Raw genomic sequence first — 22,461 nt, 5'->3', positions numbered from 1 at the left:
AGGACGGCATCCCCCAACCCCACCCCTTGCCCGGAGGAACGCAGACCATGGACCACGCATCTCAGCTCATCCAGGAGCGGAGCGCCCCGGCGGCCACGCTGGTGATCTTCGGTGCCTCCGGTGACCTGACCCGGCGTAAGCTGCTGCCCGCAGTCGAGAGCCTGGCTCGGCACGAGCGGCTCCCGGACCAGTTCGCGCTGGTCGGCGTCGCCCGCACGTCGATGACCGACGAACAGTTCGCCGAGAGCGCCCTCGGCGAACGCACCCTCGCGAGCAAGCGCCAGATCCAGGGCGGCGTGCGGTACGTAGCCGGCGGCTACGACGACCCGGAAACCTACAAGCGGCTCGTGGAGACCCTCGACGAGCTGGACGCACAGCGGGGCACGTCCGGCAACCGGCTCTTCTACCTGTCCACGCCGGCCGGGGCCTTCGAGCCGGTGATCAACGGGCTGGCCGCTGTCGGGCTCAACCGGCCGCGCGAAGGCTCCTTCTCCCGCCTGGTCATCGAGAAGCCGTACGGGCGCGACCTGGTGACGGCCCGCGAGCTGGACGGCGTCGTGCACAGCGCGTTCGACGAGCACCAGGTCTTTCGGATCGATCACTATCTGGGCAAGGACACCGTTCAGAACGTGCTGGCGCTGCGCTTCGCGAACTCGATCTTCCAGCCCATCTGGGATCGCTCCTGGGTCGACCACGTGCAGATCACCGTCGCCGAGACCCTCGGCGTCGGCAGCCGCGGCGGCTTCTACGAGGACGCTGGCGCGATGCGGGACATCGTGCAGAACCACGTGCTCCAGGTCCTCGCACTGGCACTGATGGAACCACCGGCCTCATTCGAGGCTGAGGGCCTGCGCAACGAGAAGGTGAAGCTACTGCAGGCGATCCGGCTCCCCACCGACCGAGACATCGCCGAGGCCGCGGTCCGGGGGCAGTACACCCGGGGCGGCACCCGCGAGGACCTGATGGCCGGCTACCGCGAGGAGGCCGGCGTCGACCCCCTGTCGCGGACCGAGACCTACGCCGCCATGCGGCTCAACGTGGACAACTGGCGCTGGGCCGGCGTGCCGTTCTACGTACGCACCGGCAAGCGTCTGCCGGCCCGGCTCACGGAGGTGGCACTGCAGTTCCAGCGGCCGCCGCACCTGCCGATCCCGACCGACCAGCTCACCGGCCTCGATGCTGACGCGCTGATCCTGCGGATCCAGCCGAACGAGGGCATCTCGCTGCGCTTCGGTGCCAAAGTGCCGGGCCACTCCTTCCGGGTCCGCACCGCCACGATGGAGTTCTCCTACGACCAGACGTTCGTCGAGGAGTCCCCCGAGGCGTACGAGCGTCTGCTCCTGGACGCGCTGATCGGCGACGCGTCGCTTTTCATCCGCAGTGACGAGGTACAGCAGTGCTGGCGGATCGTTGACCCGATCATCGACAACTGGGAGAAGGACAAATCGCCGATCCCCACCTACGAGGCCGCCTCCTGGGGCCCGACCGACGCCGACCGGCTCATCGGCCGGCACGGCCGCAAGTGGCGAAATTCCGCGTGACCCTGCCACCACCATCTGGCGCATCCCGCGTCTTCCCGGCATTTCCCACCGCGCGGCATGCCTGCCAGCAGCCCGCCCTTGCGGTTACGCGCCTCCACGACCCGACGCGGTACGCCCTCATGCCGATGAGCGAATGTCTATGCCTGTGCGCTCTCCGACGGTTCGACGCGCTGCTGTGCTGGACGGCGACGCTGGCCGTCGGGTAGATCGGCCTGCCGATGGTCCGATCGAAACGACTCAACGGGACCGGTGCGTCGGTTGTTCGGTATCGCCTGGATGGGAACGGATGTCAGGCGGATCAGGGTGATGCTGTAGGCGACGATCCACACGACCCATATCAGCCAGCCGACAAGGCCGAGGAGACCGACCGTACCGGGGTCGTCGACGACCAGAGGGCTCAGCACGGCCGAGCCGAACTGGAGTGCGGCGGCAAGCAAACCGATCCCGCCGTGCCAGCGGCGGATCAGGCCGGCGCGTCGGCCGCTGATGGACAGGCCGGTCATGGCCAGTGCCAGGAAGGTGCCGTTGAAGACGAACAGCGCGTTGTGTAGTGCCCAGAGCCCGGCGATCGCGCTGCTGTCCTGCGCGGTAGTTGACGCGAGCGCGAGCCGGGTGGCCATCACTCCGGTGAAGGTGATGTTCTGCATGATCACCCCGGCGAACCCGACCAGGGACCAGGCTGCGCCGTGCTCGAGGTCGGTTCGCCACAGCACGGAGACCGCGCCGGCGCCGAACAGGGTGGCCAGCGCCCAGGCGATCGGGGCGAGCGCTGACGCGAGGCCGACGACGTTCTGGTGGGTGGTGAAAAACTGGACAACGTCGTTGGTCTCAGCGCCGGTGTGGGGCAGGCCGGCTGGCACCAGGAAGGCGTTGGTGGAGGCGATCAGGATGGCGAAGCCGAGTCCGGCGAGTCCGGCGATGCGCGAGAACGTCCAGGTGCTTCCGACACCAAGTTTACGCAACATATATTCAATATAAGGCACGAAAACTGAAGGAGACAAGCCATTGACCGCCGAGACAGGCAGGCGGAGGTACGAATCGCTGCGCCGGGTGGCGCAAGCGGCAGAGACGAGGGGTGAGATCGCCAGCGCCGCTCGTCGACTGTTCCTCTCCCGCGGCTGGGCGGCGACCACGGTACGTGACGTGGCACGGGAGGCGGGGGTCTCGGTGCCGACCGTCTACGCGGTGTACGGGAACAAGACCGGGCTGATCCAGGCCCTGGCCGACGCAGCAGACCTCGCCGCAAATCCATCGCAGTCGCTCGCCGAACTGGAAGGGGCCGAGGACGATCCGGTGCGGCAGCTCGCGGCGATGGCCGGCTACGACCGGCGGCTCTTCGAACGTGCCGGTGACGTCATCGCGCTCGTACGCGAGGCGGGCCGCACCGAGCCTGCGCTGGCGAGCGTCTACCGCGACGGCCGTCAGCGGGGGGACGAGACCAGGATCCAGGTGTTCTCGTCCTGGCCGAGCGGCGTTCTCCGGCAAGGACTAGACATACGGTCGGCCGTCGATATCTATGCGGCGATCTGCAACGTCGACGTCTACACCACACTGACCGGTGAACGCGGCTGGCAACCCGATCAGGTCGAACGCTGGTGGACCGAGGCCCTGGCCCGCGAACTCCTGACCTGAAGTGTCACGAGGCGCCTCATGACAGGCCGTCCTGGTACGGAAGATTAACGAGGTGGACGACGACCACGAAGGCCACGCCCACCTCGTCGCATGGGCACCGCATCCAAAGCCAGGCGGGTACTGGCCGCGACGGACCGTCGGCAAGCCGGTCGCACTGATCCGGTATCCGCTTCTGCGTTCCCTTGAACCATGACGGACCCCGTCAACTCCGGCAGCGGATGCGGCGACGTGGCCACCGAGCCCGCGCCCACCTGACGACCATGGTGCGGCGCGGTTTCCCGGGAGTAAACGGGGCACCCACACAGAACCCCGCCGGGTCTGATCGCCCCGCTCACCGTGCCGCGCCGCCTCCCCGCATGGGTGCCAAGCGAACCTGTGGCAACCCTCCTGTCCGCAGTGCGCTGGCCGAATCTGCACCTCGACACGGTCCACTTCGCCGTCCCCACCTTGTCCACAGCGTGGCCCCCGACCACTGGGTGGATCCGTCGCGGTCCTCCAGCCTGACGGCCGGATGTTCGAGTCTGAACTTTCTTGCACGTTTCGGTCCGTTTCCTGGCATCTCTAGATCCGAATGGCATACATATGGTTCGATGCGATCAGACGATGACGTGCCACCCCTGGACACCGCAGGCCGGCGAGCCTGAGGCGTCGGCTGCCACACCTTGACCGGTTGACTGGAGATCTCATGACCAGCCCTCGATCCGCTCCGCCTCGGCAGACTCCGGGAGTAGCCAGCCCGCGCCGTGCCCGCGTCAGGCCCACCGCGCTGAGCATGCTGTCGATCGCAGCGCTTGTCCTGACGTACGTGGTAGCCATGCCGGTCGCATCCACGCCAGTGGGCCTGACCATGGAAGCAGCCGTCACCTACGTCAAACTGGGCAACCGGACCACCGGCAAGTTCATCGACGGCATGGGCCGGACCACCAACGGCGCCGCGGTCGGCCAGTATTCCTCGTCGTCCAGCGACAACCAGCAGTGGGCGATCGATGCCGTCGGCGGCTACGTCCGGATCAGGAATCGGGCCACCGGCCTGTACCTGGACGGGATGGGCCGCACGACGGGCGGATCTATCTGCGGCCAGTGGAGTGACAGCGGCAGCACCAACCAGCAGTGGATCCGGGAGGACTCCGGCGGCTACGCCAAGTTCAGGAACCGGGCCAACGGGCTGTACCTGGATGGCGGGGGCAGCACGTCCGACGGCGCCAACCTCGTCCAGTACGCGAACAGCGGCAGCACCAACCAGCAGTGGATCGTCACCGACGTGTCGACTCCGGGATCGGGCACGATCACGGTGGACGGCAACAACATCCGCGCCGGCAACGTCAACGGGCTGACGTTCAAGGGCTTCGGTGCGCTCAGCGCCAACAGCACCAGCGAGTTGCTGATGGATTACAAGGCCCAGAGCCCGACCGCGTACGCGCAGCTGCTGCGGGTCCTCTTCGGTGGGGAGAGTCCGGTCTTCACCAACGTGAAGATCGAGATGGGCAACGACCGCAACAACTCCACCGGACCGGACCCCTCGACCATGCGTTGGGAGTCCGAGACCCCCAACGTCAAGCGTGCGCAGGGCTTCCAACTCGCGGCCGACGCGAAGAAGGTCAACCCGAACGTCAAGGTGACCCTGCTGCGCTGGAACTCCCCCGGCTGGGTGAACAGCAACGACAAGGTCTACACCTGGTTCAAGAAGACCATCCTGAGCGCGTACCGGACCTACGGGTTCATGGTCGACTACGTCAACCCGGGGCTCAACGAGCGCGGGGCGGACCTGAACTGGACCAAGACCTATGCCAACCGGGTCAGGACCGACAGTGCCGACTTCGCCAACTCGACAGAGCAATCCCGGTACAACCAGCTCAAGGTCGTCATCTCCGACGAGGTCGGTGTCGGGTCGTTCGGCGGCAGCATGATCAGCGACGCCGGCCTGCGCGACGTGGTGGCGGCGGCCGGCTACCACTACAGCCCCGACGACGACAGCGCCGGCAACTTCAAGCGCCTGGCGATGGACTACGACAAGGAGATCTGGAACAGCGAAGCACAGGCGACCTTCGGCAACTCCGCCTTCCGCCCCAACAACAACATGCGGTCCCCGTCGGTGGTCGGAACCGGCTTCGGCGGCACCAACAGTGCGCTGGAAATGGGAAACACCATCATCAAGGGATTCGTCAACTCGCGCCGGACCAACTTCATCTACCAACCGGCCATCGGGTCCTTCTACGAGGGTGGGCAGTACTCCTACAAGGAGGTCGTCAGCGCCCGTGATCCCTGGTCGGGCTGGCTGCACTACGACGCCGCCATCGACGTGCTGCGGCACTTCAGCTGGTTCGCCAAGACCGGCTGGGAGAACTCCAGCAACACGGCCGGTATCTGGCGCGCCGTCCCCGAATCCAGCTATACCGGAGCGACCGGGACGAACCCGGTGGTCGGACGCAACGGCACGCCCAGCTATCTCACGCTCGCCGCGCCCGACCGGCGCAACTTCTCCACGGTCTTCATGAACGACAGCGAGTACACCCAGACGTACCGCCTCCAGCCGGTGAACATGGCCTACTCCGGCACTCCGGCCCTACAGCTGTGGGAAACCCGCGCGGCCGAACCCGGCCAGGCGTTCAACGCCAACTACCTGAAGCACCTCGGCAGCGTCACCGCCGACGACGGCGGGGTGTACTCCGTGACGGTCAGGCCGAACTCGGTCGTCACCGTGACGACGCTGGCCAACCACACCAAGCCCGAGTACCTGGAACCCCTGCCGGTGGAGGGCCAGCGCACCGTGCTGGACACCGACATCTCCGGCGACGTGCAGAGCACAAGCGACAACATCCTCTACGCCGACGGCTTCGACTACTCCGGCAAGACGGTCCCGGTGATCGGCAGTGGCGGCACCATCACGGGCACGGAGGACTTCATCACCTCGCGTGGCGGCGCCAGGAGCGTCATCCCGCGCTACGCCAGCGACCGCAACGGCGCCTTCGAGGCGTACCAGCCGGACGGATCGACCAATTACGTGCTGCGCCAGCAGCTGGACAGCCCGAGCCAGGGCCTGGGCGGTGCCTGGAACGGGGGAGACGCGGTCACCAGGATCGGTGACAGTCGGTGGCTCAACTACAAGGCCAGCGTCGACGTCTCCTTCGAGAACAGCAGCACCCAGAACGGCGCCAACCACGCCCGGCTGGGCATCCGCGAGCAGCACGGTGACAACGGTGCGCCGTACTCGGTGAGGTTCACCTTCGACGGGGGCTGGCAGTTGCTGGTCAACAACAGCGCGGTCGCCAGCGGCAACGTGGTCAGCGGCGCCGGCGGCGTGCGGATCGCTGGGTTCAACACCGCGCACAACGCGTGGCACAACATCGCGCTGAAGGGCGCCGGAAGCACGGTGACCGCCTACCTCGACGGCGTCACACTGGCCAGCTACACCGACCCGAATCCCAAGCTGTCCGGCCGGATCACGCTGGGCAGCGGTTACTACTTCACCCGGTTTGACAACCTACGGGTGGAGACGGTCGACGGAAGCCCGCCGTACTACTCCGAGGTGCTGGACAACCTGGAGATGTCCGACCTGGCCAACCCGCCCGCCAGGAAGCTGGTGTACGGCGGGTCCTGGGCGCACGAAAACGGTAAGGGCATGTACAACGTTCAGCGGAGCCTGTCCACCAGCCAGGGAAGCGGCTCGACGCTGACCTACACCTTCGCCGGCACCGGACTGGACATCCTCGGGCCGAACAACGGCTCGGCCGTCCTGCAGGTCAGAGTGGACGGTACGGTGGTCAACTCCGCAGCGAGCACGCTCGCCTCTCCCGAGTTCTATCAGACGTACGCCCTGCGCAACCTCGGCGCCGGCACGCACACCGTGGAGATCATGGTGCGCAGCGGCAGTCTCGTCGTGGATGCCGTCGGGGTCGTCCGGCCGTGATGCCGGTCGCGCCGGACGGCCAGCAGGCCGTCCTCGGCGTAGTCCGTGCTTCGGCGATCGGTCACCACCACCGCGGCGGCGCCAACCAGCTGCCTCAACCGTGACTGAGGACAGTTGCCCAGCCAGCCCTGGTGGGGAATGAGGAAACCACCGCCGAACGTGCGCTGTCCCCCGGCATCAACGATGCCACCGCCGTACGCGCAGGAAGCATGTCGTTTCGCAGTTCACGTCTCGGGTCGGCACCCAACCGGCGGAACAGGACGGGATCACTCTCGCGACCAGCGCCCCACGGTGGAGACGCTCGTCGACGGCCTGCTCGTCGGATTGGGCGTCACCCTCGGAAAGAGCCAGCGCGTCATCCTCACGATCGCACTCACCCTGGAGGTCTTGTGCCTCGGTCTGTCGGTGAACGCCGCATTGACCAAGCGAGGCGAATGGGCATCGGGTGGATCCCGGGGCTGCGGATAGCCAGCGGGGTTGACCCGGGGGGATCACGTTCAGGTGAGGCGGTAGGTGTTGGCCCGGCCGGGGCTACCTCACTCGGAGGGTGAGCAGGGTGATCTCGCTCGGCGCGAAGATCCGGAATGGCGGGCCCCAGAAACCGGTCCCTCGGCTCGTGTAGAGCTGGGTCCGGCCATGCCGGCTGAGGCCCTGCACGACCGGCTGGTCGAGCCGGACCAGGTAGTGGAACGGCCACATCTGGCCGCCGTGGGTGTGCCCGGACAGTTGCAGATCCACGCCGGCCGCGACCGCGTCGTCGATCTGCTTTGGCTGGTGGGCCAGCAGCAGCACGGGCAGCCGCGGGTCGGTGCCGGCGAGCGCCGCGGCGTGGTCGGCGCGGTGACCGGCGACGCCGGACGAGGCGGCGGTCACGTCGTCCACCCCGGCGACGACGAGCCGGGCGCCGCCCCGCTCCACCACAAGGTGCCGGTTGTGCAGCGGCTCCCAGCCGAGGGTCCGCATGTGCTCGACCCAGCCCTCCGCCTCGCCGTAGTACTCGTGGTTACCCGTCACGTACACCCGGGCCAGCCGCGCCTGGACGGCTCCCAGCGGCGCGGCCTGCGCCCGGCGCTGGTCGACCGTACCGTCGGCGATGTCGCCGGTGTGACAGACGATGTCGGCAGCCAACCCGTTGACCACCTCGGTGGTCCGGGCGGACCAGCGGGCCCGGTTGATCGGTCCATAGTGGGTGTCCGTCAGCAGCACCACCCGGACCCCGTCGAGACCCGCACCCAGCCGATCCACGGTGACGTCCACCCGCCGGACCCGAGGCACTCGCATCGCCTCGGCGTACCCCCAGACGGCCAGGACGACCGAGACGACCGCTGCACCGACCGCCACAGCCCGGGACCGCGCCGGATCGGCGACCCCCGCGGCTGCCAGCGGGAGCCGGGCCACGTTGCCGAGTAGCGCCCAGACGAACAGGATCCAGACCAGGCCAAGGAGTGTGTCCCCCGCCCGGGCCGCCGCGTCCAGCCGGCGGCGGCCGTGCCCGAGATACATCAGAACGGGGAACGCGACCAGCGCGACGACGAACACGCTCGTGCTGGCCGCCACGACCGGCGCCGGCCACCGGGCCGCCACCGTCAACGTCCACCACGGCAGCCCGAACAGCAACGCCAGGAGCGCGACCAGCGTCGCCCCGGACACCAGCGGTCGCAGCGACCCTCGCGCCGGCCTCACCTGTACGGCATCGCCAGCAGCCATCGTCGTCCTCCGTTCGGGTCCGTGCAGCATGACACGGTCCGGGCCGGATCGACCACGCCGGAAACCGTGAGTTCCGGGGCCAGACGTCGCTCAATTCGGGCGCCAGCGAGATCTCATCGCTCTCGTGGTTCGTGATTTTCGGCGCCGACGCTGGTTGAGGGGGTTCCGCCTGACGCCGCCGGATCCTCAACTCACGCATGATGACGGCTCATGGGAGACCAGGCGATCGGGGTTTCAGTGACCCGGCGGCCGGACTCGGCAACCCACCGCGCCGCTTCACGAAGGATGCCTAGCTGTCGTAGCGTTGCTGGGCCTCGAGCATGGCGTCGGTGTGGGCGCCGAACCAGCTCAGCAACCCGCACAGCGGTGCGGCCAGACTCTCCCCGAGCGCGGTGAGGGAGTAGGTCACCTGCGGCGGTGTAGTCGGCTCGACGTGCCGATCGACCAGGCCCGAGCGGGCGAGGGACTTCAGGTTCTGCGACAGCATCTTCTGGCTTATGCCGCCGATGCGCTGGTGCAGCGCGGAGAAGCGGTGCGGGCCGGTGATCAGCGCCGCGATGATCAACGTACCCCAGCGGGTGGTCACCTGATCCGCGATTGCGCGGGAGGGGCACCGGCTGTCGAAGGTGTCACCGGCCAGCAGCCGATACGCCGACTGAAGCTGCGGACTCACTGTCATGCAAGCAGCTTACGAAAAAGTGCGTACTTACTGGAAGTGAGCAGCTTCCTTAATCTCAGCGGCATGACCGAGTTGCAGAACCGCACAGCCCTCGTAACCGGCGCCGCCAAGGGCATCGGGGCCCACCTCGCCTCCGCCCTCGCAACAGCGGGCGCGTCGGTGATCGTCAACTACCGCACCGACGCCACCGGCGCCGAACGCGTCGTCAAGGACATCATCACCGCAGGCGGACGCGCGATCGCCGTCCAAGGCGACGTCGGTAGCCGTGAAGACGTCCGAGCGCTGTTCGCCACCGCCCGAAAAGCATTTGGACCTGTCAACATCCTGGTAAACAACGCGGCCATTGCCATGTTTGCCCCCTTGTCCGTTGTCACCGACGAGGACTTCCACCGGCAGGTCGACACCAACTTCCTCGGCCCGGTGCTGACAATGCAGGCTTTCGCCGCTCAGGAGGACCTCGGCCCCTCGGCGTCCATCGTCAACGTCTCTACGGCCGGCACATCCAGCCACCCGACCTACAGCGCGGTGTACGTGGGCACCAAGAGCGCGTTGAACTCGATCACCCGGATCGTCGCCAAGGAACTGGCCCCGCGCGGCATCCGGGTCAACGCCGTGGCACCGAGCGCCTCGGACACCGACGGCACCCGGGCGGCGGGCTTCATCGGCTCGCCCGCTGCTGAGGCCGCCATCGCAGACATCCCGTTGGGTCGCTTGGGCACGCCGGAGGACTATGGGCCCGTGGTGACCTTCCTGGCCTCGGACGCCGCCCGCTGGATCACTGGGGAAGTGTTATTCGCCAGCGGTGGTCAGCGCTGACCGGCAGCAGCAGTTCGGGGACCGACCATCAACCTGCCCGAAAGCCCGACCCTGAGCACCATGCGCCGAAGCCCACGCCACCACACCCCTGGCCGACCACAGCCAGTCCCACCACAAGCCAACAAACCCGCGCCGTTCCATCCAGTGCCCTGAACACGCGATCGGCAGGCCAACCGTCGACAGGAAGGACGATGGCTCCCCCCGCAGCAGCGGACAGGCCCAACCGCGTCACCTCCAGGCGGGCAACCGACGACGCTCACACCGTCGGCGGCTCGAGAGTCGCAGCGCCGACGGCGACGACGGACACGACAAGCGGGGCAGCGGCGAAGCTCGGACCCTGGGAAGGACACCCGCAAGTACCTGTGAGCTCTTCGCCCCCACGGGCGGACCGCCGGCCAGAGATCGGAACGCTCCGCTCGAGCGCACCCTGAACGCCGATGCGGCCTCGTGGAGGAGGCAAGCGCCACCCGGGCCGCTGCTCCCATCCGCTACCGGCCATACCCCGCAGTTATCGTGTCCGATGTGAACCTCGCGGTTCGAACGTCGATTGGTGCAACGCACGTATTCATCAGCGGTCGTAGTCGTCCGCGTCCCGGCCACCAGTGTCGGCTCACAGCTTCGAGTGCAGCGTCGATTACACCACCGACTGAACGGCAGCTATCGACATCTACGGGTGCCGCTGCGGCTCGCCGCACCACTGGTTGACCGTCGCGTGGGGCATGGTGGCCCGGGCGGCCGCCATGCCCCACGATGAACGGTCTACCGGAAGTCGGCCGCATGGTCAGTGGCCCACTGCGCGAATGTCCGCGCGGGTCGGCCGGTCAGTCGCGGGACGATGTCTGCCCACGCCTGGTTCGTCGGGGCGGGGTCACGCGCGGATTCCGCCCACATGGCGAAGATCCAGTCGACGAACGTCTCCGGATAGCCGTTGCTGATCCACTCGGCTCGGGCCTGGGCCGGATCGAGTTCGTCGAATCGCACCGTGGCACCGATCGCCGTGCCGATCGCGTCGACCTGCGAGACGGTGGTGAGCGCGTCGGGGCCGGCGAAGGTGTAGGTCCGGCCGGCGTGGCCGTCCTCGACGAGCACCCTCGCGGCGACCGCGGCGATGTCCGCCTCATGGGTGGGCTGGGTCACCGCAGCCCCGTACGGCCGGCGGACCACCCGACCTTCCTTGATGGCCGGGGCCCAGTCCAGCCAGTTCGCGGCGAACTCCCCAGGCCGCACATGCGTCCACTCCAGACCGGAATCCTCGACCGCACGCTCGACCGCCAGGTATCCGTCCTCACGGTCATCGGTGTCGGCCAGCGCCCCGGACAGCACGACGATGCGCCGCACGCCGGCTCGCTTCGCGGCAGCGACGACGTCACGCGCTGTCAGTCCGACTGGGAACAGGTACATCCGCTCCACACCGTTCAACGACGGCTCCAGGGACGAGGGGTCCGTCAGATCGCCGCCGACGACCTCCACCCCGTCCGGAAGATTCGCCGCCGACGGCGTCCGCGTCAGTGCGCGGACCCGGTGGCCGGTCTTCACCAGTTCGGCGATGACGTGTCGGCCCACCATGCCGGTGGCACCCGTGACCAGAATCGTCATCGTGTCACCTGCGGCCGGAAGTCGGCGGCATGGTCGTTGGCCCACCGGGCGAACGTGCGCGGTAGTCGTCCCATCACCCGCAGATAGGTGTCCGTCGGCGGCAACGCGCCCGTCCCGTCGACCGCGTCGGCGAGCAGCGCGATCATCCAGTCGGCGGTCTCCTCATCGGAGCCGTCGCGCAGCCACTGCGTGCGCGCCTCGGCCGGATCGAGCTCCTCGAATCGCACGTGCACGCCGATGGCGGCCCCGATCGCGGTGACCTGCTCCGCCTGCGAGACCTTCGCCGAGCCGGTGACGGTGTGCGCGACACCGACGTGGTCGTCGGTCAGCAGTGCCGCGACCGCCACGTCGGCGACGTCAGCCTCATGGACCACCGGGTAGCCAGCGGCCGCGTACGGCCCGCGGACGACCTGTCCGGTCCGGATCTGATCGGCCCACCGCAGCGCGTTGGCGGCCAACAGGCCCGGCCGCACATGGGTCCACTCAGCGCCGCAGTCCTCCACCAGCAGTTCCAGTCCGCGGTGTGCTTCCCGCTCTTCGGCCAGGTGCCGCCCGAGGGTGCCGTCGCCTCCGGTTCCGGGTGCGAACCCGGCCGCCGCCGCAGAGTGCACGACGAACCGGGTGACGCCGGCCTTGACCGCCTCAGCGACGAACCCATGGTCGGTCGCGGCATACGCGAAGGGGAACAGGTACACCGACCGCACTCCGTCCAGAGCCGCTTGCCAGGTGTCGGGACGTTCGAAATCTCCCAGAACCACCTCGGCGCTGTCCGGCAGCCGGCTTGTCTGCGGCCGGCGGGTCATCGCCCGCACAGGTCGCCCGGCCTGGACCAGTTGGGCCACCACCTGGCGACCCACATTTCCGGTCGCTCCGGTTACTAGGATTGTCACGTTGCTCCTTTTCGAATACCTGGAGTGGGCAATAGACCGCCGCCGCGAATCCACGACCAATGGCGCGGCGGCGGTCACCACGCAGGCTAGGTCGAAATCCCGAAAGCCGCACATCGCACATATGTACGAGTACGCCTTCGTCGCAGTTCGGTTGCGCCGGTGTTCCGGATGGTGCAGGGCACCACGACGCGCGGCATTGCTCGCGGAGGTCAACATCGAAGTCGATCTCCTCAGAGGGCATTGGCCAAAGATCACCAAAAACGGAAGGGGCGGGCCAGACGCGGAGATCGACAGCCTCCGCGTCAGCGGGCCGTGATAGCACCTCGGCCGGGAGTGGAAGGTGTGGGCGGCCGCCCGGCGGGGGTGCATCGGAAGGCCCACTCCTGGCTCAACGCAAGAAGCGTCGAAGCGTCGTCAGCTAATAGCTACTCGCGGGTAGAAGTAGGGTGCGCCAGTTGCGGTACGGTCCCGGCCATGGAACCTCACAGGTACGGCAAGGTCATCCGACTCTCTCCCGGTGACTTGGTCACATGTCGCCCGCACGGCCACACCCGTTCGGTCGAAGATCTCACGGGCGAACCGGCGATCGTGGAGATCGACGGCTACCGGCACTGGAGGTGGCCGTGCGGAGAAGACGGCGAGTTCATCATGCCGGTCCTCGTAACGACCGCGCGGGAAGATGCCACCCACCTGCTCGACTGACGAGACGGGTCGACTGCTATCCCCGCCGGGGGCGCGTTCTTCGTCAGACCTGCACCACCCAGGCGAAGCCCTGGGCGGTCAGGGTGGCCATGCTGCTCTGGACTACTGGAACAACAATCGGTTGGCTCGGCTGAGGGAGACGGGAGCCGCAGGTCTTCCCCGGAAAGCCGACGGCCTACTGCTCATCACTGCCAGGGGCAGGCCGTTCACCCCGGCCGGGATCTCCACCCTGGTCCGTCGGCTCGCCCGGGTAGCCGGCCCACCCGCCGCCGACCAGGTACCCCGCACAGCCTGCGCCACTCGGCCGCCACCGCCGCTCGGGACGACGGCACCCCACTGCGCGATGTGCAGGACCTCCTCGGCCACGCCGATCCCCGCACCACCCGCCGCCACGACCGCAACCGCGGCAGCCTCGACCGCTCCCCCGTCCACCGACTCGCCGTGCTGTTCGGCGAATCAGGCCGTGCAGCTCCGCCAGGGGCACCGAACAGGACTGGTCTGCGACCGGGTTCCTGGGTATCGCGGTATTGTCCGTTGGCCCGGGTCGGCTCCAATGGACTCATGCCGTCGATGCAACGCGATCAGCCAAACACTGAAACTCGTCACCCTGGTGGTGTGCCCGCTCCTAGACGGCATTGGAAAGTCGCAGGGCAGTGCCCGGTCGAGCCGCAGGTGCTACGTCCTTCGCGGCCGGCGTCGACTCGGGTCGAACTCGTCCCGGCAGGGCCGATTGAGGTCAAACCCGACCCATGGCAGCGGTTCGTGGCCATCGGTGGACTCGTGACCGCGGTCGGCAGCATCCTGTCGGTGCTCTTCGTAGCCATCGGCCTGTACGTGACCAACGAGGCCAACCGAGACACCGACGAGGCCAACCGGGAGCAGCAGCGACTCACCGCCCAAGGGCAGATCACCGACCGGTTCACCAAGGCGATCGAGCAACTCGGACAGCCCGGCACGGAGAAGGTAGACGTACGTCTCGGCGCGATCTATGCCCTGGAGCGCATCATGCGCGACTCGGCCGTGGACCAACCCGCCGTCGTCGACATCCTCGCCGCATTCGTCCGCGTCCACGCGGCCACAGCCCCGTCGGCGGACTCCGTGACTCCGTCCCCACGCCCGCCGGTCGAGGTCGATATCCAAACCGCGCTCACTGTGCTGGGCCGACGCAATGCCACCCATACCGGCAGCAGCCCGGCCAGGCTCACGCCAAGCCCCGCCCCGCTCGACCTCAGCGACACCAGCCTGACCGGCGCGCACCTGCGCGAGGTAGACCTGACAGACGCGGACCTGACCCGCGCGGACCTGTACGACGCCGACCTGACAGACGCCGACCTGACCCGCGCCGACCTGACCCGCTCGGACCTGACCGACGCCGACCTGACCCGCGCGAACCTGACCGACGCCGACCTGGCCGACGCCGACCTGGCCCGCGCCTACCTGACCGACGCCGACCTGACCCGCGCGGACCTGACCCGCGCGGACCTGACCGGCGCCGACCTGAGCCTCGCGGACCTTCCCAACACCGACCTGACCGATGCCGACCTGATCCGCGCTGACCTGCCCGACGCGGACCTGACCCACGCGGACCTGACTGGCGCGAACCTGACTGACGCGAACCTGACCCGCGCGGACCTGACCGACGCCGACCTGACCCGCGCGAACCTGACCGACGCCGACCTGACCGACGCGAACCTAACCTGCGCCAGGACCGACGGCGACACCCTTCTACCCAAGGGGGTAGCCCGGCCGACACCGTGTTGAGAGAGAGCAAGATCGCTCACCTGCAGATGCGGATGCGGGAAAACACCGATCAGTACCTGAAGAACCTGCTCCAGTCGGAGAACAGCCGGCTGCGCGGCGTGGCGTCAGACGACGATGACTGTCTTGCCGAGCAGCCTGCCGTTGCTTGCATCCTGGTGGATGGTCGGCAGTTCCTCCAGCGGCCGGCGGTCGGCGATGTGCAGCTTGAGTACGCCGTTGTCGATGCGGGAGACGAGGTCGGCCAGGTGGGAGGCGTCGGGGCCGACCCACACGCCGGCCGTGCGTACCAAGCGTGCGTCGTCGGCCGGCACCGGGCCGGCGGAGCTGACGACGATGCCGCCGTCGGCCACGTAGGAGGTCAGCTTCGCGAGGTCCTCGGGAGCCAGGCGTACGTGGTTCACCACCACGTCGAAGGGACCACCGACAGGGGCCGGACCTGCGTCGAGGTCCAGCGGATCGACGACCTTCTCCGCACCGTAGCCGTTCAGGCGGTCGGCATGCTGAGGGCCGTCGACGGCGGTCACCTTAGCGCCGGCCTCGACGGCGAGCTGGACCACGAGGCTTCCCACCGCACCGCCTGCCCCGTTGACGAGAACGGTCTGGCCGGCCTTGATCCCGGCGAGTTCGACGGCTGCTTGGCGAGCGGCCAGCCCGGTCAGGGGTAGTGAGGCGGCGTCGGTTAGGGGGATGCTGCGGGGCGCGGCGGTCACCAGGTCGGCCGCCACGACCGCGTACTCGGCGGCTCCGCCGTGCTCATGCAGCGGGAACATGGCGATGATCGGGTCGCCGACCTGCAGTCCGCTGACTCCGGCGCCGAGCTCGGCAACGGTGCCCGCGACATCGAGGCCGGGGGTGATCGGCAGCGGGGTGGGGATCATCTCAGCGAGGACACCCAGCCGGATGTGGTCGTCGACGGGATTGAACGAGGTGGCCACCACCTTCACCAGCACTTGGCCGGCGCCGGGGACCGGACGCTCCACCTCCTCCTGGCGCAGGACCTCGGTGCTGCCGAACTCGTGGTAGCGAATTGCCTTCACTGCACTCTCCTCATGGTTTCGGGGTGTCGGGTCCGTGGCGATCGGGGAATCTCCGGACGCCGCGCCGCCGCCGCACTTGCCTGGGCAACTGTGAATGAGTGTGCTTGACTTGCCTAGGCAAGTCAAGGTGCGCGGCATCACAGAGACCGACCGGGTCAGTGCCTGCCTCTGAGCAGCGAAAGGCATCTGGGAGCCAGGGTTGCCCAGTCAAGTAAGCTGCGCGTATGACCGGCACTCCCCAATGGCTCGACGACGAGCAGCAAAAGCTCTGGCAGGACTTGCGCACCGTGGTCATCGCGCTGCCCACGCTGCTGGACCGCCAGCTGCAGCGGGACGAGGGCATCTCGAACTTCGAGTACAGCGTGATGGCTCGGCTGTCCATGACCGAGACGCACACGATGCGGCTCAGCGACCTTGCCGCGCAGTGCGACAGCACGCAACCACGGCTGTCCAAGCTGATGGTCCGTTTCGAGCAGCAGGGGTGGGTCACCCGGTACCCTGACCCGAACAACGGCCGGTACACCCTCGCGACCCTGACTGACGCCGGACTACATAAAGTCGAGGACAGCGCCCCAGCTCACGTCGAACGGGTCAGGCAACTGGTGTTCGACCCACTAAGCGCTGCACAGCAACGCCACCTCGCCGCCGCGCTCTCCCGCATCGCCGCTCTGATACGCGAGCAACTCGACGGCCGGTGAACGACGCCCACCGAACTGAGCTCGACACCTCAGCCCAGGCCCCCAGGGCTCCGTCTTGGCAACGGCGATATAAGCGCGAACGACCTCGCACACCCGCATCGCCCAACGATGCGCAGGGATGACGAGCCTGGTTGCCGACCCCGATAAATGGGGGTTTTCGGGGGGCAGTTCAAAACCCATAAACAAACTGAAAGCCCTGACCAACGTTTCCGCTGGTCAGGGCTTTTTGTCTGTCGGGACGGCCGGATTCGAACCGACGACCCCTTGACCCCCAGGACGATTTGCTAAGCGTTCCTGCACGTCACGCACGCTGTCCCCAAGATCAGGCCGTGTAGTCGACGGGAGACGTCGTCATCGTGAACAACACGCACGTGATGCACGGCCGACGCGGCTTCGCTGATCCGGCCCGGCGCATCCCGGTCCGGATGGGCTACCTCACGCCCGAGTCGGTCGGCCGATGGTGGCGCGAGCCGGCCGCCCTGGACCGCGTGCCGCCGGTCCGCTGATCGAGCAGGGCGCCGGGGTGCGAGAGCCGATGCCGGTAACTTACCCGTCCGTTGCCTGGCTGGGCGGATCATGTGATCAATACGGTTAAGGCAGCCGCGGCGGATCCACCGCCCAGATCGTTGTCGACATCGGCGGTCCAAAGGGGACAGAATGAAGGTACGGGAAGACTTTGAGGCGATCGTACGGGATCTGTCCGGGCTGGACCTGAACGGATTCCAGATCGATCCGCAGCGGCCGGAGCTGACGCTGACCACGCTCTCCATGTCGCCGGGAGTAAGCCTCGTGGATCCGTCGCTGACCACGAAGAGCTGCACGCTGGCTTGTGGCGGTCAGGGCTGCAAGTGCGTCTGTGACTCCGTCTGTCATGTGCACGAGGGCTGAGCTCGTCCGGCGGGTTCGCTGGGCGACCGTTCGGCCGGCCGGTCCTGAGGGCTGCCTGCGCGGCCGGGGCGCGGCGAGGACACCGGACGCGGACCTGGCAGTCCACCTCACCGCCTGACGTACGGGGGGTTGTCCGTCTGCCCGAACGGCAGGTCAGCCGTCCGGGCGCGGGCAGCGCGTCGGCCTCCGGGGTGTGGTGTGATGCGCCCCGCCCCGGAGGCCGGTGTCCATAAGGCAGACGTTGCGGTGTCCATGGTCTCCTGCCAGCGGGGTTCCTCCCGCAGGATGGCGCATTGCGGTGCAGCCACTCCTACGGAATGGCGAAGCCGTCAACGAGCGTCCGCATCTGCAGGCGCAGCTCGTTGAGCAGACCGTTCACCACGGCGGTTATCACCTTCGAGCGGGCCGGCGTAAGCGGCCGTGCTCCAGGAACCACCCCTTGTGGGCCTTGAAAACGCCGAGCGCGTACAGGTCGCGGACCCGGGAGAGCAGCGCCCGGACCGCCGGGTCGGCGGTGTCCTCGACGCCGGTGAAGAACGTCTCCAGGGTGACCCGGTCGACGTGCACGGCGGCAACGGCGAGGACGTGGTCCTGAACGTCGTTGATGTCGAAGGGACGGTCCTTCGTAATCGCCTGACGGAACCGCAATACCAACAACCCGCGCCTACGAAAGATCGTCCAGAGGGGCAAACGTTGCCTGACACGGCACCAGAAGCGGCTGAGGATGGGCTGGACAGTGCAAAGCTCTTGCGGGCACGCGCGATGAGAGTGGCGCGGGACCGGGCGGGAACCCGCCGGCGGCCGAGAGACCCGACCCGGGTGAACGGCGGCGGTCGGGGACCGCCCCCGAGAAACGAGATCTCCAGTATCGACGGTCATCGCAACCGTCACAACCGGCGGAGCGGCCACGGACGATCGGCCCAGTCCGGTTTGGCCAACTGCTTGCGTGACCTGGCCCGGGCAACCCTGTCGTAAACTGTGGGAGCGTGCCCACGCCGTTGGCAAGCACGGTGAGCGAAAGGGGCGTGATCGTCTGACTTGCCGAAGTCCGAACACCGTTCGCTCATCGACCCCTCGAACGACCCACCCAGGCCAGGACCACCGGCCGCACCCTCAAGGAGAACGCATGTCCCGCTCGACCGGCTCCACTGTCGCCCGACGCCGCCGGTGGTCTGCACTGTTCGCCGTCGGTGCCGCCACGGCGGCCATCGTCGGCACCGCCGCACCCGCGGCAGCCGGCCCGGTGAGCAGCGCTGCCGCCGCCCCGTGTCCGTTCAGCGCGACACTGTGTCTGTTCGACCAGACGTCGTTCGGCGGTGCGCGGACCGCCGTCACATCGTTGGTCCCTGGAGGCACGTGTGTCAGCCTGAACGACAGCGGCTGGGGAAATCGGGCACTCTCGGTGATCAACACCGCTGGCCGCAGCGCAGCCCTGTTCTCCAACGATGATTGCCTCGGCAACCCGTTCCAGGTGGCGCCGAACGCCAGTCTGCCAGACCTGGGTAGTTTCAGGCCGCAGAGCGTCTGGGTGTCGTAGCCATTCCCGTGACCCGGCCCGTGCGGTCGCGGTGCGCGCCGCCAACGCCGTGATCCCTGGCCGATGTTCCTGGTCACGCCCTCAGTGTTGCTACGCCGATAGCGGCGCAGGATCCGCGCCGCTACCGGCCTGTTCCGGCGCCTCGTCGCGACGGCCTGACCTCGGCCACTTCCTGATCCCGGCCGACGCGACGAGGCGCCGGTCGTGGCGCAACCAGATTTACCGCTACGGGCGCCCCCAGAAGCGACGACGATCGTCCAGAGCGTCCCTCGATCTGTTCGGCGCACGAGGCTGGCCAGGATCCGGTCGACGTCCTCGGCCAGCGCTGTAAAGCCGGCCGTCACCGCCTCATCGCGCATGACCTGCGCCCACCTGATGGCCTCGGTGCCGCGTTGGGCAGCGACCTCGACCCGCGCCAGCCCGAGACCGGCCGATCCGCCGCATCGGAATGCTCAGCCGCTCGCACAGCGCGTACGCCTCGCCGAACCGGCTTGCGCGTTGACAGCGGTGCAGATCGGCTTGATCTCGTGCCTGAGCGCGTCCCAGTACTTGCGGAAGAAGCCCGTCCGGGCCGGTCAGCGGCAGGCCCTATTCCTTGGCCGACCGGACCAGCTCAGCGGCGGCCTTCGCCTCCACCGACGACTCAGCCACGTCTCCCGTCCTGTCTGGTCGTTCAGTGTCGTGGTCATCACGGCACCCTCCTCACCTGGCACAACGCCCGGCAGGCCAGGCCGGAAACACCGTTAGATCCACAGAGCCGTCGCCAGCTGCCAAACAGCTCCCTGTCAACAGAGAGCCGAGAGCGACGCGGGGAAATCACGCCCTGTCTGTCCAAGATCGCCTGCCGTTTAGTGGACCAGCAGCGACTACACCACGCCGATGCGACGCGCCTACCAGGTGGTTCAGAGAGAAGCAGCCGAGATCGGCTCGCAAAACTACCCAAGTCAAGGGGGCCAGCGGCGCCTTACACGGCGACAGATTGCGCCAGACCGATATAAAAAGGGCTTCCGCAAGTCGTTGACCTGCGGAAACCCTCTCACTGTCGGGACGGCCGGATTCGAACCGACGACCCCTTGACCCCCAGTGAACTAGCAGGGCTGCCAGCAGCTGCCGAACATTACTGCCTTGTGCCGGAACTGCAGGTAACTGGCGATGTGAGGTTCGGACCACGCCAGACGCTGCCGGAGTTCACCGGGCCGTCCGTGAGACGGCTGTGAGATCTCACAGCCGTCCGGCTGGCGGAGAGGCGCCTGATGGAGACCAGCAGCCAGGGCCTCTCCGCCGGCTGTTGCACGTCCAACCGGCTACCGCGCCCCAGCTTCCCGGAAGAGCACATCTAAGGAATGTCGCGTAACCCTGGTGCCTGTCCGTTGGGGATGGTCGGACAGGATGCCGGGGTGCAGGTGGTGACGGCGGCCGACCCGGCTTGGATCTTCCCGCTCAACGGGCTGATCCGCCCAGTTCGGCAGACTGGTCCGGCTGGTCGCCGAGCGTGGCAGTGATGGCATCGCCGACGGCCGGCCACCGGGGTGCCGGACGGATAGATGGTGAGGAGCCGCACCGGCAGCCCCCGCCACGGCGGTCCGAGCAGGCTGTCCGCCGTGGTGGGGCCCAGCACGGCGAAGCCGTCGCCGAGCGCCAGCCTGCTAACCCGGCGCGGCCACCTGTACCAGGTCGAGTGGGACCAGGTGCGCGGCCTGAGCGGCATCGCCGACAACCCGGGTGCGGCCAACCTGCTCGTCCGTGCTGGACGTCGAGCAGGCGCGCATCGGGTGATCCCGGGACGAGGGTCCGCGGCTGGGGAAACATCGTCCTGACCACGCCGCCTCGCCGACCGCCGGCCATCAGGCCCCGCCGGTACCGGCTTGAACTCGAACCGTTCCACGAAACGCCCTACCCTGGAGATCGTCTGGACCGCTCGCCACACGGCGGAACATCGACCAAAAGCTCCTCTTCGATCTTCAGGGACGGTGCGGACCGAAGCGGGCGACCCTTCCCCCAAAGATCCTACGATCGATGTCGGTGGCGCCGGGGTAGTGCTGGACGAGATCACATGAGCTGTTTGAGCAGCCCAGAGAACTCACTCAGCTCGTTAACCTGCTGATCGCTGAGGGATTGCTCGTCGAAGTGGGCTATCTGGTTCCGTATCACCCTGACCCGGTTCAGATGGGCAACAAACTGAACCCGGTCAACGCCGCCCCAGCCCAGGGCTTGCCAGTTGCCGTCGGCATGCGGCCGCTGCTTCCAGTTCGACTGATGGCCATCCAACAATTTGACGTAATCGCCGAACATCAGTTTCGAGAAGTCTCCCGAGTGATTCGGACCCTTCAAGGCGCGGACCGGATCGCCGGTCAGCTTGGGCCCGAGGCACTTCCGTAGACGGAACTCGATCTCGCCGACGAGGAAGAAGGGTAACGCGAGCGTGTGGAAGCGCCCGGTGATGTCAGCGCCGGTGATGATCCCGACGAAGATGCCGTTGTAATCCCGCACCAGCAGATAACCGTGGTACGTGAGCTCCGGCAGGTGCGTGAAGAGTTCTTGGTGCACCTCGGCCATGGGGATCGAGTCCTGGACCATCGAGTTGGCGAGTGTCGGCGTCTGGCCCTGCTCGTAACGGGCGGCGATCGAACTCCACGTGACGACGCCCTTGAGTTCGGCGAGGCCGTCGATCACTGGCAGTTGGCAGAAGCGCTTCTGGCGCATCAGGTAGGTGGCGGCGCTGAGCAGGTTATTTGAGGTGACCGAGGTGATTCCTGAGCGGGCCGAGGGGATGTCGCCGATCTTGAACGACTGCTGCGGCAGCGTGCCGGGCTGGACTTCCTCTTCGGTCTCGCTTTCGGCTGCTGGCGCCTCATGCTGCGCGACAACCAGGATGTCGGTCATGATTCCACAAGTGGTGAAGGACGGCTGGGTGTCGAGCCCCACCTCCTGCAACGCCTCCTGGATCACCGGCACGGTCTGGTAGTTGCGTACCCGCGCGCCGAACATCGCGAGTAGCTCCGGGATCCGCAGGGTCTGCCCCTTCAGCGCGAGCAGTTCCTGACGAGTGGGACGTGGAGCATCAGTCATG

At 67.6% G+C, this 22,461-nt stretch carries 19 protein-coding genes and 2 pseudogenes; 13 read left to right on the top strand and 8 right to left on the bottom strand.

Features of this window, described 5'->3' with window-relative positions; translation table 11 throughout:
- Positions 1-47: 47 nt before the first annotated feature.
- The gene (zwf, locus tag ACLQ26_RS20270; RefSeq protein WP_425745908.1) at positions 48-1,541 is read left to right on the top strand and encodes a glucose-6-phosphate dehydrogenase; all 1,494 of its coding nucleotides are present in this window, start codon (positions 48-50) and stop codon (positions 1,539-1,541) included.
- A 137-nt stretch (positions 1,542-1,678) separates the two neighbouring features.
- Here the strand turns inward: zwf and ACLQ26_RS20265 are convergent, their stop codons facing one another.
- The gene (locus ACLQ26_RS20265; protein WP_425745907.1) at positions 1,679-2,524 is read right to left on the bottom strand and encodes a hypothetical protein; all 846 of its coding nucleotides are present in this window, start codon (positions 2,522-2,524) and stop codon (positions 1,679-1,681) included.
- Positions 2,525-2,546: 22 nt separating this feature from the next.
- Here ACLQ26_RS20265 and ACLQ26_RS20260 point away from each other — a divergent pair, with 22 nt between their 5' ends.
- The 3 genes from ACLQ26_RS20260 to ACLQ26_RS20250 all read left to right on the top strand — a co-directional run bounded on the left by ACLQ26_RS20260 (position 2,547) and on the right by ACLQ26_RS20250 (position 7,548).
- Positions 2,547-3,173 (top strand): TetR/AcrR family transcriptional regulator, encoded by a 627-nt coding sequence (locus ACLQ26_RS20260; protein ID WP_425745906.1) that lies wholly within the window; start codon positions 2,547-2,549, stop codon positions 3,171-3,173.
- Between the two features lie 772 nt (positions 3,174-3,945).
- A complete protein-coding gene (locus ACLQ26_RS20255; RefSeq protein ID WP_425745904.1) occupies positions 3,946-7,080 on the top strand; it encodes an RICIN domain-containing protein in 3,135 nt (1,044 codons plus the stop codon).
- A 291-nt stretch (positions 7,081-7,371) separates the two neighbouring features.
- Positions 7,372-7,548, top strand: coding sequence for a hypothetical protein (locus tag ACLQ26_RS20250; protein WP_425745903.1), 177 nt, complete (start codon positions 7,372-7,374; stop codon positions 7,546-7,548).
- Between the two features lie 63 nt (positions 7,549-7,611).
- Here the strand turns inward: ACLQ26_RS20250 and ACLQ26_RS20245 are convergent, their stop codons facing one another.
- Both ACLQ26_RS20245 and ACLQ26_RS20240 read right to left on the bottom strand, forming a co-directional pair.
- The gene (locus ACLQ26_RS20245) at positions 7,612-8,787 is read right to left on the bottom strand and encodes a metallophosphoesterase (RefSeq protein WP_425745902.1); all 1,176 of its coding nucleotides are present in this window, start codon (positions 8,785-8,787) and stop codon (positions 7,612-7,614) included.
- A gap of 289 nt (positions 8,788-9,076) precedes the next feature.
- Entirely contained in the window at positions 9,077-9,466 is a 390-nt protein-coding gene (locus tag ACLQ26_RS20240; protein ID WP_358105454.1) for a winged helix-turn-helix transcriptional regulator, read from the bottom strand.
- Positions 9,467-9,529: 63 nt separating this feature from the next.
- On the opposite strand from ACLQ26_RS20240, the gene ACLQ26_RS20235 reads away from it, so the two are divergent.
- Positions 9,530-10,282, top strand: coding sequence for an SDR family NAD(P)-dependent oxidoreductase (locus ACLQ26_RS20235; RefSeq protein WP_425745901.1), 753 nt, complete (start codon positions 9,530-9,532; stop codon positions 10,280-10,282).
- A gap of 759 nt (positions 10,283-11,041) precedes the next feature.
- On the opposite strand, the gene ACLQ26_RS20230 is transcribed toward ACLQ26_RS20235, so the two are convergent.
- Together ACLQ26_RS20230 and ACLQ26_RS20225 are read right to left on the bottom strand one after the other, a co-directional pair.
- A complete protein-coding gene (locus tag ACLQ26_RS20230; RefSeq protein WP_425745900.1) occupies positions 11,042-11,878 on the bottom strand; it encodes an NAD(P)H-binding protein in 837 nt (278 codons plus the stop codon).
- Positions 11,875-12,984 carry an NAD(P)H-binding protein gene (locus ACLQ26_RS20225; RefSeq protein ID WP_425745899.1) on the bottom strand — a complete coding sequence of 370 codons (1,110 nt, stop codon included), beginning with the start codon at positions 12,982-12,984 and terminating at the stop codon, positions 11,875-11,877. Before ACLQ26_RS20225 ends, ACLQ26_RS20230 begins: the two co-directional genes overlap by 4 nt.
- A gap of 258 nt (positions 12,985-13,242) precedes the next feature.
- Here ACLQ26_RS20225 and ACLQ26_RS20220 point away from each other — a divergent pair, with 258 nt between their 5' ends.
- The 3 genes and pseudogenes from ACLQ26_RS20220 (at position 13,243) to ACLQ26_RS20210 (ending at position 15,231) form a co-directional block, all read left to right on the top strand.
- The gene (locus ACLQ26_RS20220) at positions 13,243-13,470 is read left to right on the top strand and encodes a hypothetical protein (protein WP_425745898.1); all 228 of its coding nucleotides are present in this window, start codon (positions 13,243-13,245) and stop codon (positions 13,468-13,470) included.
- Between the two features lie 18 nt (positions 13,471-13,488).
- Positions 13,489-13,809: pseudogene (locus tag ACLQ26_RS20215) on the top strand (hypothetical protein); the annotation flags it as partial.
- A 195-nt stretch (positions 13,810-14,004) separates the two neighbouring features.
- Positions 14,005-15,231, top strand: coding sequence for a pentapeptide repeat-containing protein (locus ACLQ26_RS20210; protein ID WP_425745896.1), 1,227 nt, complete (start codon positions 14,005-14,007; stop codon positions 15,229-15,231).
- 104 nt (positions 15,232-15,335) lie between these two features.
- On the opposite strand, the gene ACLQ26_RS20205 is transcribed toward ACLQ26_RS20210, so the two are convergent.
- Positions 15,336-16,268 carry an NADP-dependent oxidoreductase gene (locus tag ACLQ26_RS20205; protein WP_425745895.1) on the bottom strand — a complete coding sequence of 311 codons (933 nt, stop codon included), beginning with the start codon at positions 16,266-16,268 and terminating at the stop codon, positions 15,336-15,338.
- 224 nt (positions 16,269-16,492) lie between these two features.
- Here ACLQ26_RS20205 and ACLQ26_RS20200 point away from each other — a divergent pair, with 224 nt between their 5' ends.
- The 3 genes from ACLQ26_RS20200 (at position 16,493) to ACLQ26_RS20190 (ending at position 17,854) form a co-directional block, all read left to right on the top strand.
- Positions 16,493-16,966 carry a MarR family winged helix-turn-helix transcriptional regulator gene (locus tag ACLQ26_RS20200; RefSeq protein ID WP_425745894.1) on the top strand — a complete coding sequence of 158 codons (474 nt, stop codon included), beginning with the start codon at positions 16,493-16,495 and terminating at the stop codon, positions 16,964-16,966.
- Between the two features lie 356 nt (positions 16,967-17,322).
- Complete coding sequence (locus ACLQ26_RS20195; RefSeq protein WP_425745893.1) at positions 17,323-17,472, top strand: hypothetical protein; 150 nt, start codon at positions 17,323-17,325, stop codon at positions 17,470-17,472.
- A 151-nt stretch (positions 17,473-17,623) separates the two neighbouring features.
- Positions 17,624-17,854, top strand: coding sequence for a hypothetical protein (locus ACLQ26_RS20190; RefSeq protein WP_425745892.1), 231 nt, complete (start codon positions 17,624-17,626; stop codon positions 17,852-17,854).
- Between the two features lie 390 nt (positions 17,855-18,244).
- Here the strand turns inward: ACLQ26_RS20190 and ACLQ26_RS20185 are convergent, their stop codons facing one another.
- Positions 18,245-18,502 carry an acyl-CoA dehydrogenase gene (locus tag ACLQ26_RS20185; RefSeq protein ID WP_425745891.1) on the bottom strand — a complete coding sequence of 86 codons (258 nt, stop codon included), beginning with the start codon at positions 18,500-18,502 and terminating at the stop codon, positions 18,245-18,247.
- Positions 18,503-18,980: 478 nt separating this feature from the next.
- Between ACLQ26_RS20185 and ACLQ26_RS20180 the strand changes: the two genes are divergently transcribed.
- Both ACLQ26_RS20180 and ACLQ26_RS20175 read left to right on the top strand, forming a co-directional pair.
- Positions 18,981-19,391 (top strand): peptidase inhibitor family I36 protein, encoded by a 411-nt coding sequence (locus tag ACLQ26_RS20180; protein ID WP_425745890.1) that lies wholly within the window; start codon positions 18,981-18,983, stop codon positions 19,389-19,391.
- Positions 19,392-20,788: 1,397 nt separating this feature from the next.
- A pseudogene (locus ACLQ26_RS20175) lies at positions 20,789-20,915 on the top strand (IS5/IS1182 family transposase); the annotation flags it as partial.
- A 525-nt stretch (positions 20,916-21,440) separates the two neighbouring features.
- Here the strand turns inward: ACLQ26_RS20175 and ACLQ26_RS20170 are convergent.
- Positions 21,441-22,460 (bottom strand): CBS domain-containing protein, encoded by a 1,020-nt coding sequence (locus tag ACLQ26_RS20170; protein ID WP_425746053.1) that lies wholly within the window; start codon positions 22,458-22,460, stop codon positions 21,441-21,443.
- Position 22,461: the final 1 nt, after the last annotated feature.

This window comes from Micromonospora sp. DT43 (assembly GCF_049841645.1).
Lineage (GTDB): Bacteria > Actinomycetota > Actinomycetes > Mycobacteriales > Micromonosporaceae > Micromonospora.
This window is presented reverse-complemented; position numbering and strand designations above follow the sequence as displayed.

Excerpts from the sequence above, each read along its gene's own strand:
- zwf (WP_425745908.1), top strand. The coding sequence starts at position 48 with ATGGACCACGCATCTCAGCTCATCCAGGAGCGGAGCGCCCCGGCGGCC.
- ACLQ26_RS20255 (WP_425745904.1), top strand. The coding sequence starts at position 3,946 with ATGCTGTCGATCGCAGCGCTTGTCCTGACGTACGTGGTAGCCATGCCG.
- ACLQ26_RS20245 (WP_425745902.1), bottom strand. The coding sequence starts at position 8,787 with ATGGCTGCTGGCGATGCCGTACAGGTGAGGCCGGCGCGAGGGTCGCTG.
- ACLQ26_RS20240 (WP_358105454.1), bottom strand. The coding sequence starts at position 9,466 with ATGACAGTGAGTCCGCAGCTTCAGTCGGCGTATCGGCTGCTGGCCGGT.
- ACLQ26_RS20235 (WP_425745901.1), top strand. The coding sequence starts at position 9,530 with ATGACCGAGTTGCAGAACCGCACAGCCCTCGTAACCGGCGCCGCCAAG.
- ACLQ26_RS20230 (WP_425745900.1), bottom strand. The coding sequence starts at position 11,878 with ATGACGATTCTGGTCACGGGTGCCACCGGCATGGTGGGCCGACACGTC.
- ACLQ26_RS20225 (WP_425745899.1), bottom strand. The coding sequence starts at position 12,984 with ATGTTGACCTCCGCGAGCAATGCCGCGCGTCGTGGTGCCCTGCACCAT.
- ACLQ26_RS20220 (WP_425745898.1), top strand. The coding sequence starts at position 13,243 with ATGGAACCTCACAGGTACGGCAAGGTCATCCGACTCTCTCCCGGTGAC.
- ACLQ26_RS20200 (WP_425745894.1), top strand. The coding sequence starts at position 16,493 with ATGACCGGCACTCCCCAATGGCTCGACGACGAGCAGCAAAAGCTCTGG.
- ACLQ26_RS20190 (WP_425745892.1), top strand. The coding sequence starts at position 17,624 with ATGAAGGTACGGGAAGACTTTGAGGCGATCGTACGGGATCTGTCCGGG.
- ACLQ26_RS20180 (WP_425745890.1), top strand. The coding sequence starts at position 18,981 with ATGTCCCGCTCGACCGGCTCCACTGTCGCCCGACGCCGCCGGTGGTCT.
- ACLQ26_RS20170 (WP_425746053.1), bottom strand. The coding sequence starts at position 22,460 with ATGACTGATGCTCCACGTCCCACTCGTCAGGAACTGCTCGCGCTGAAG.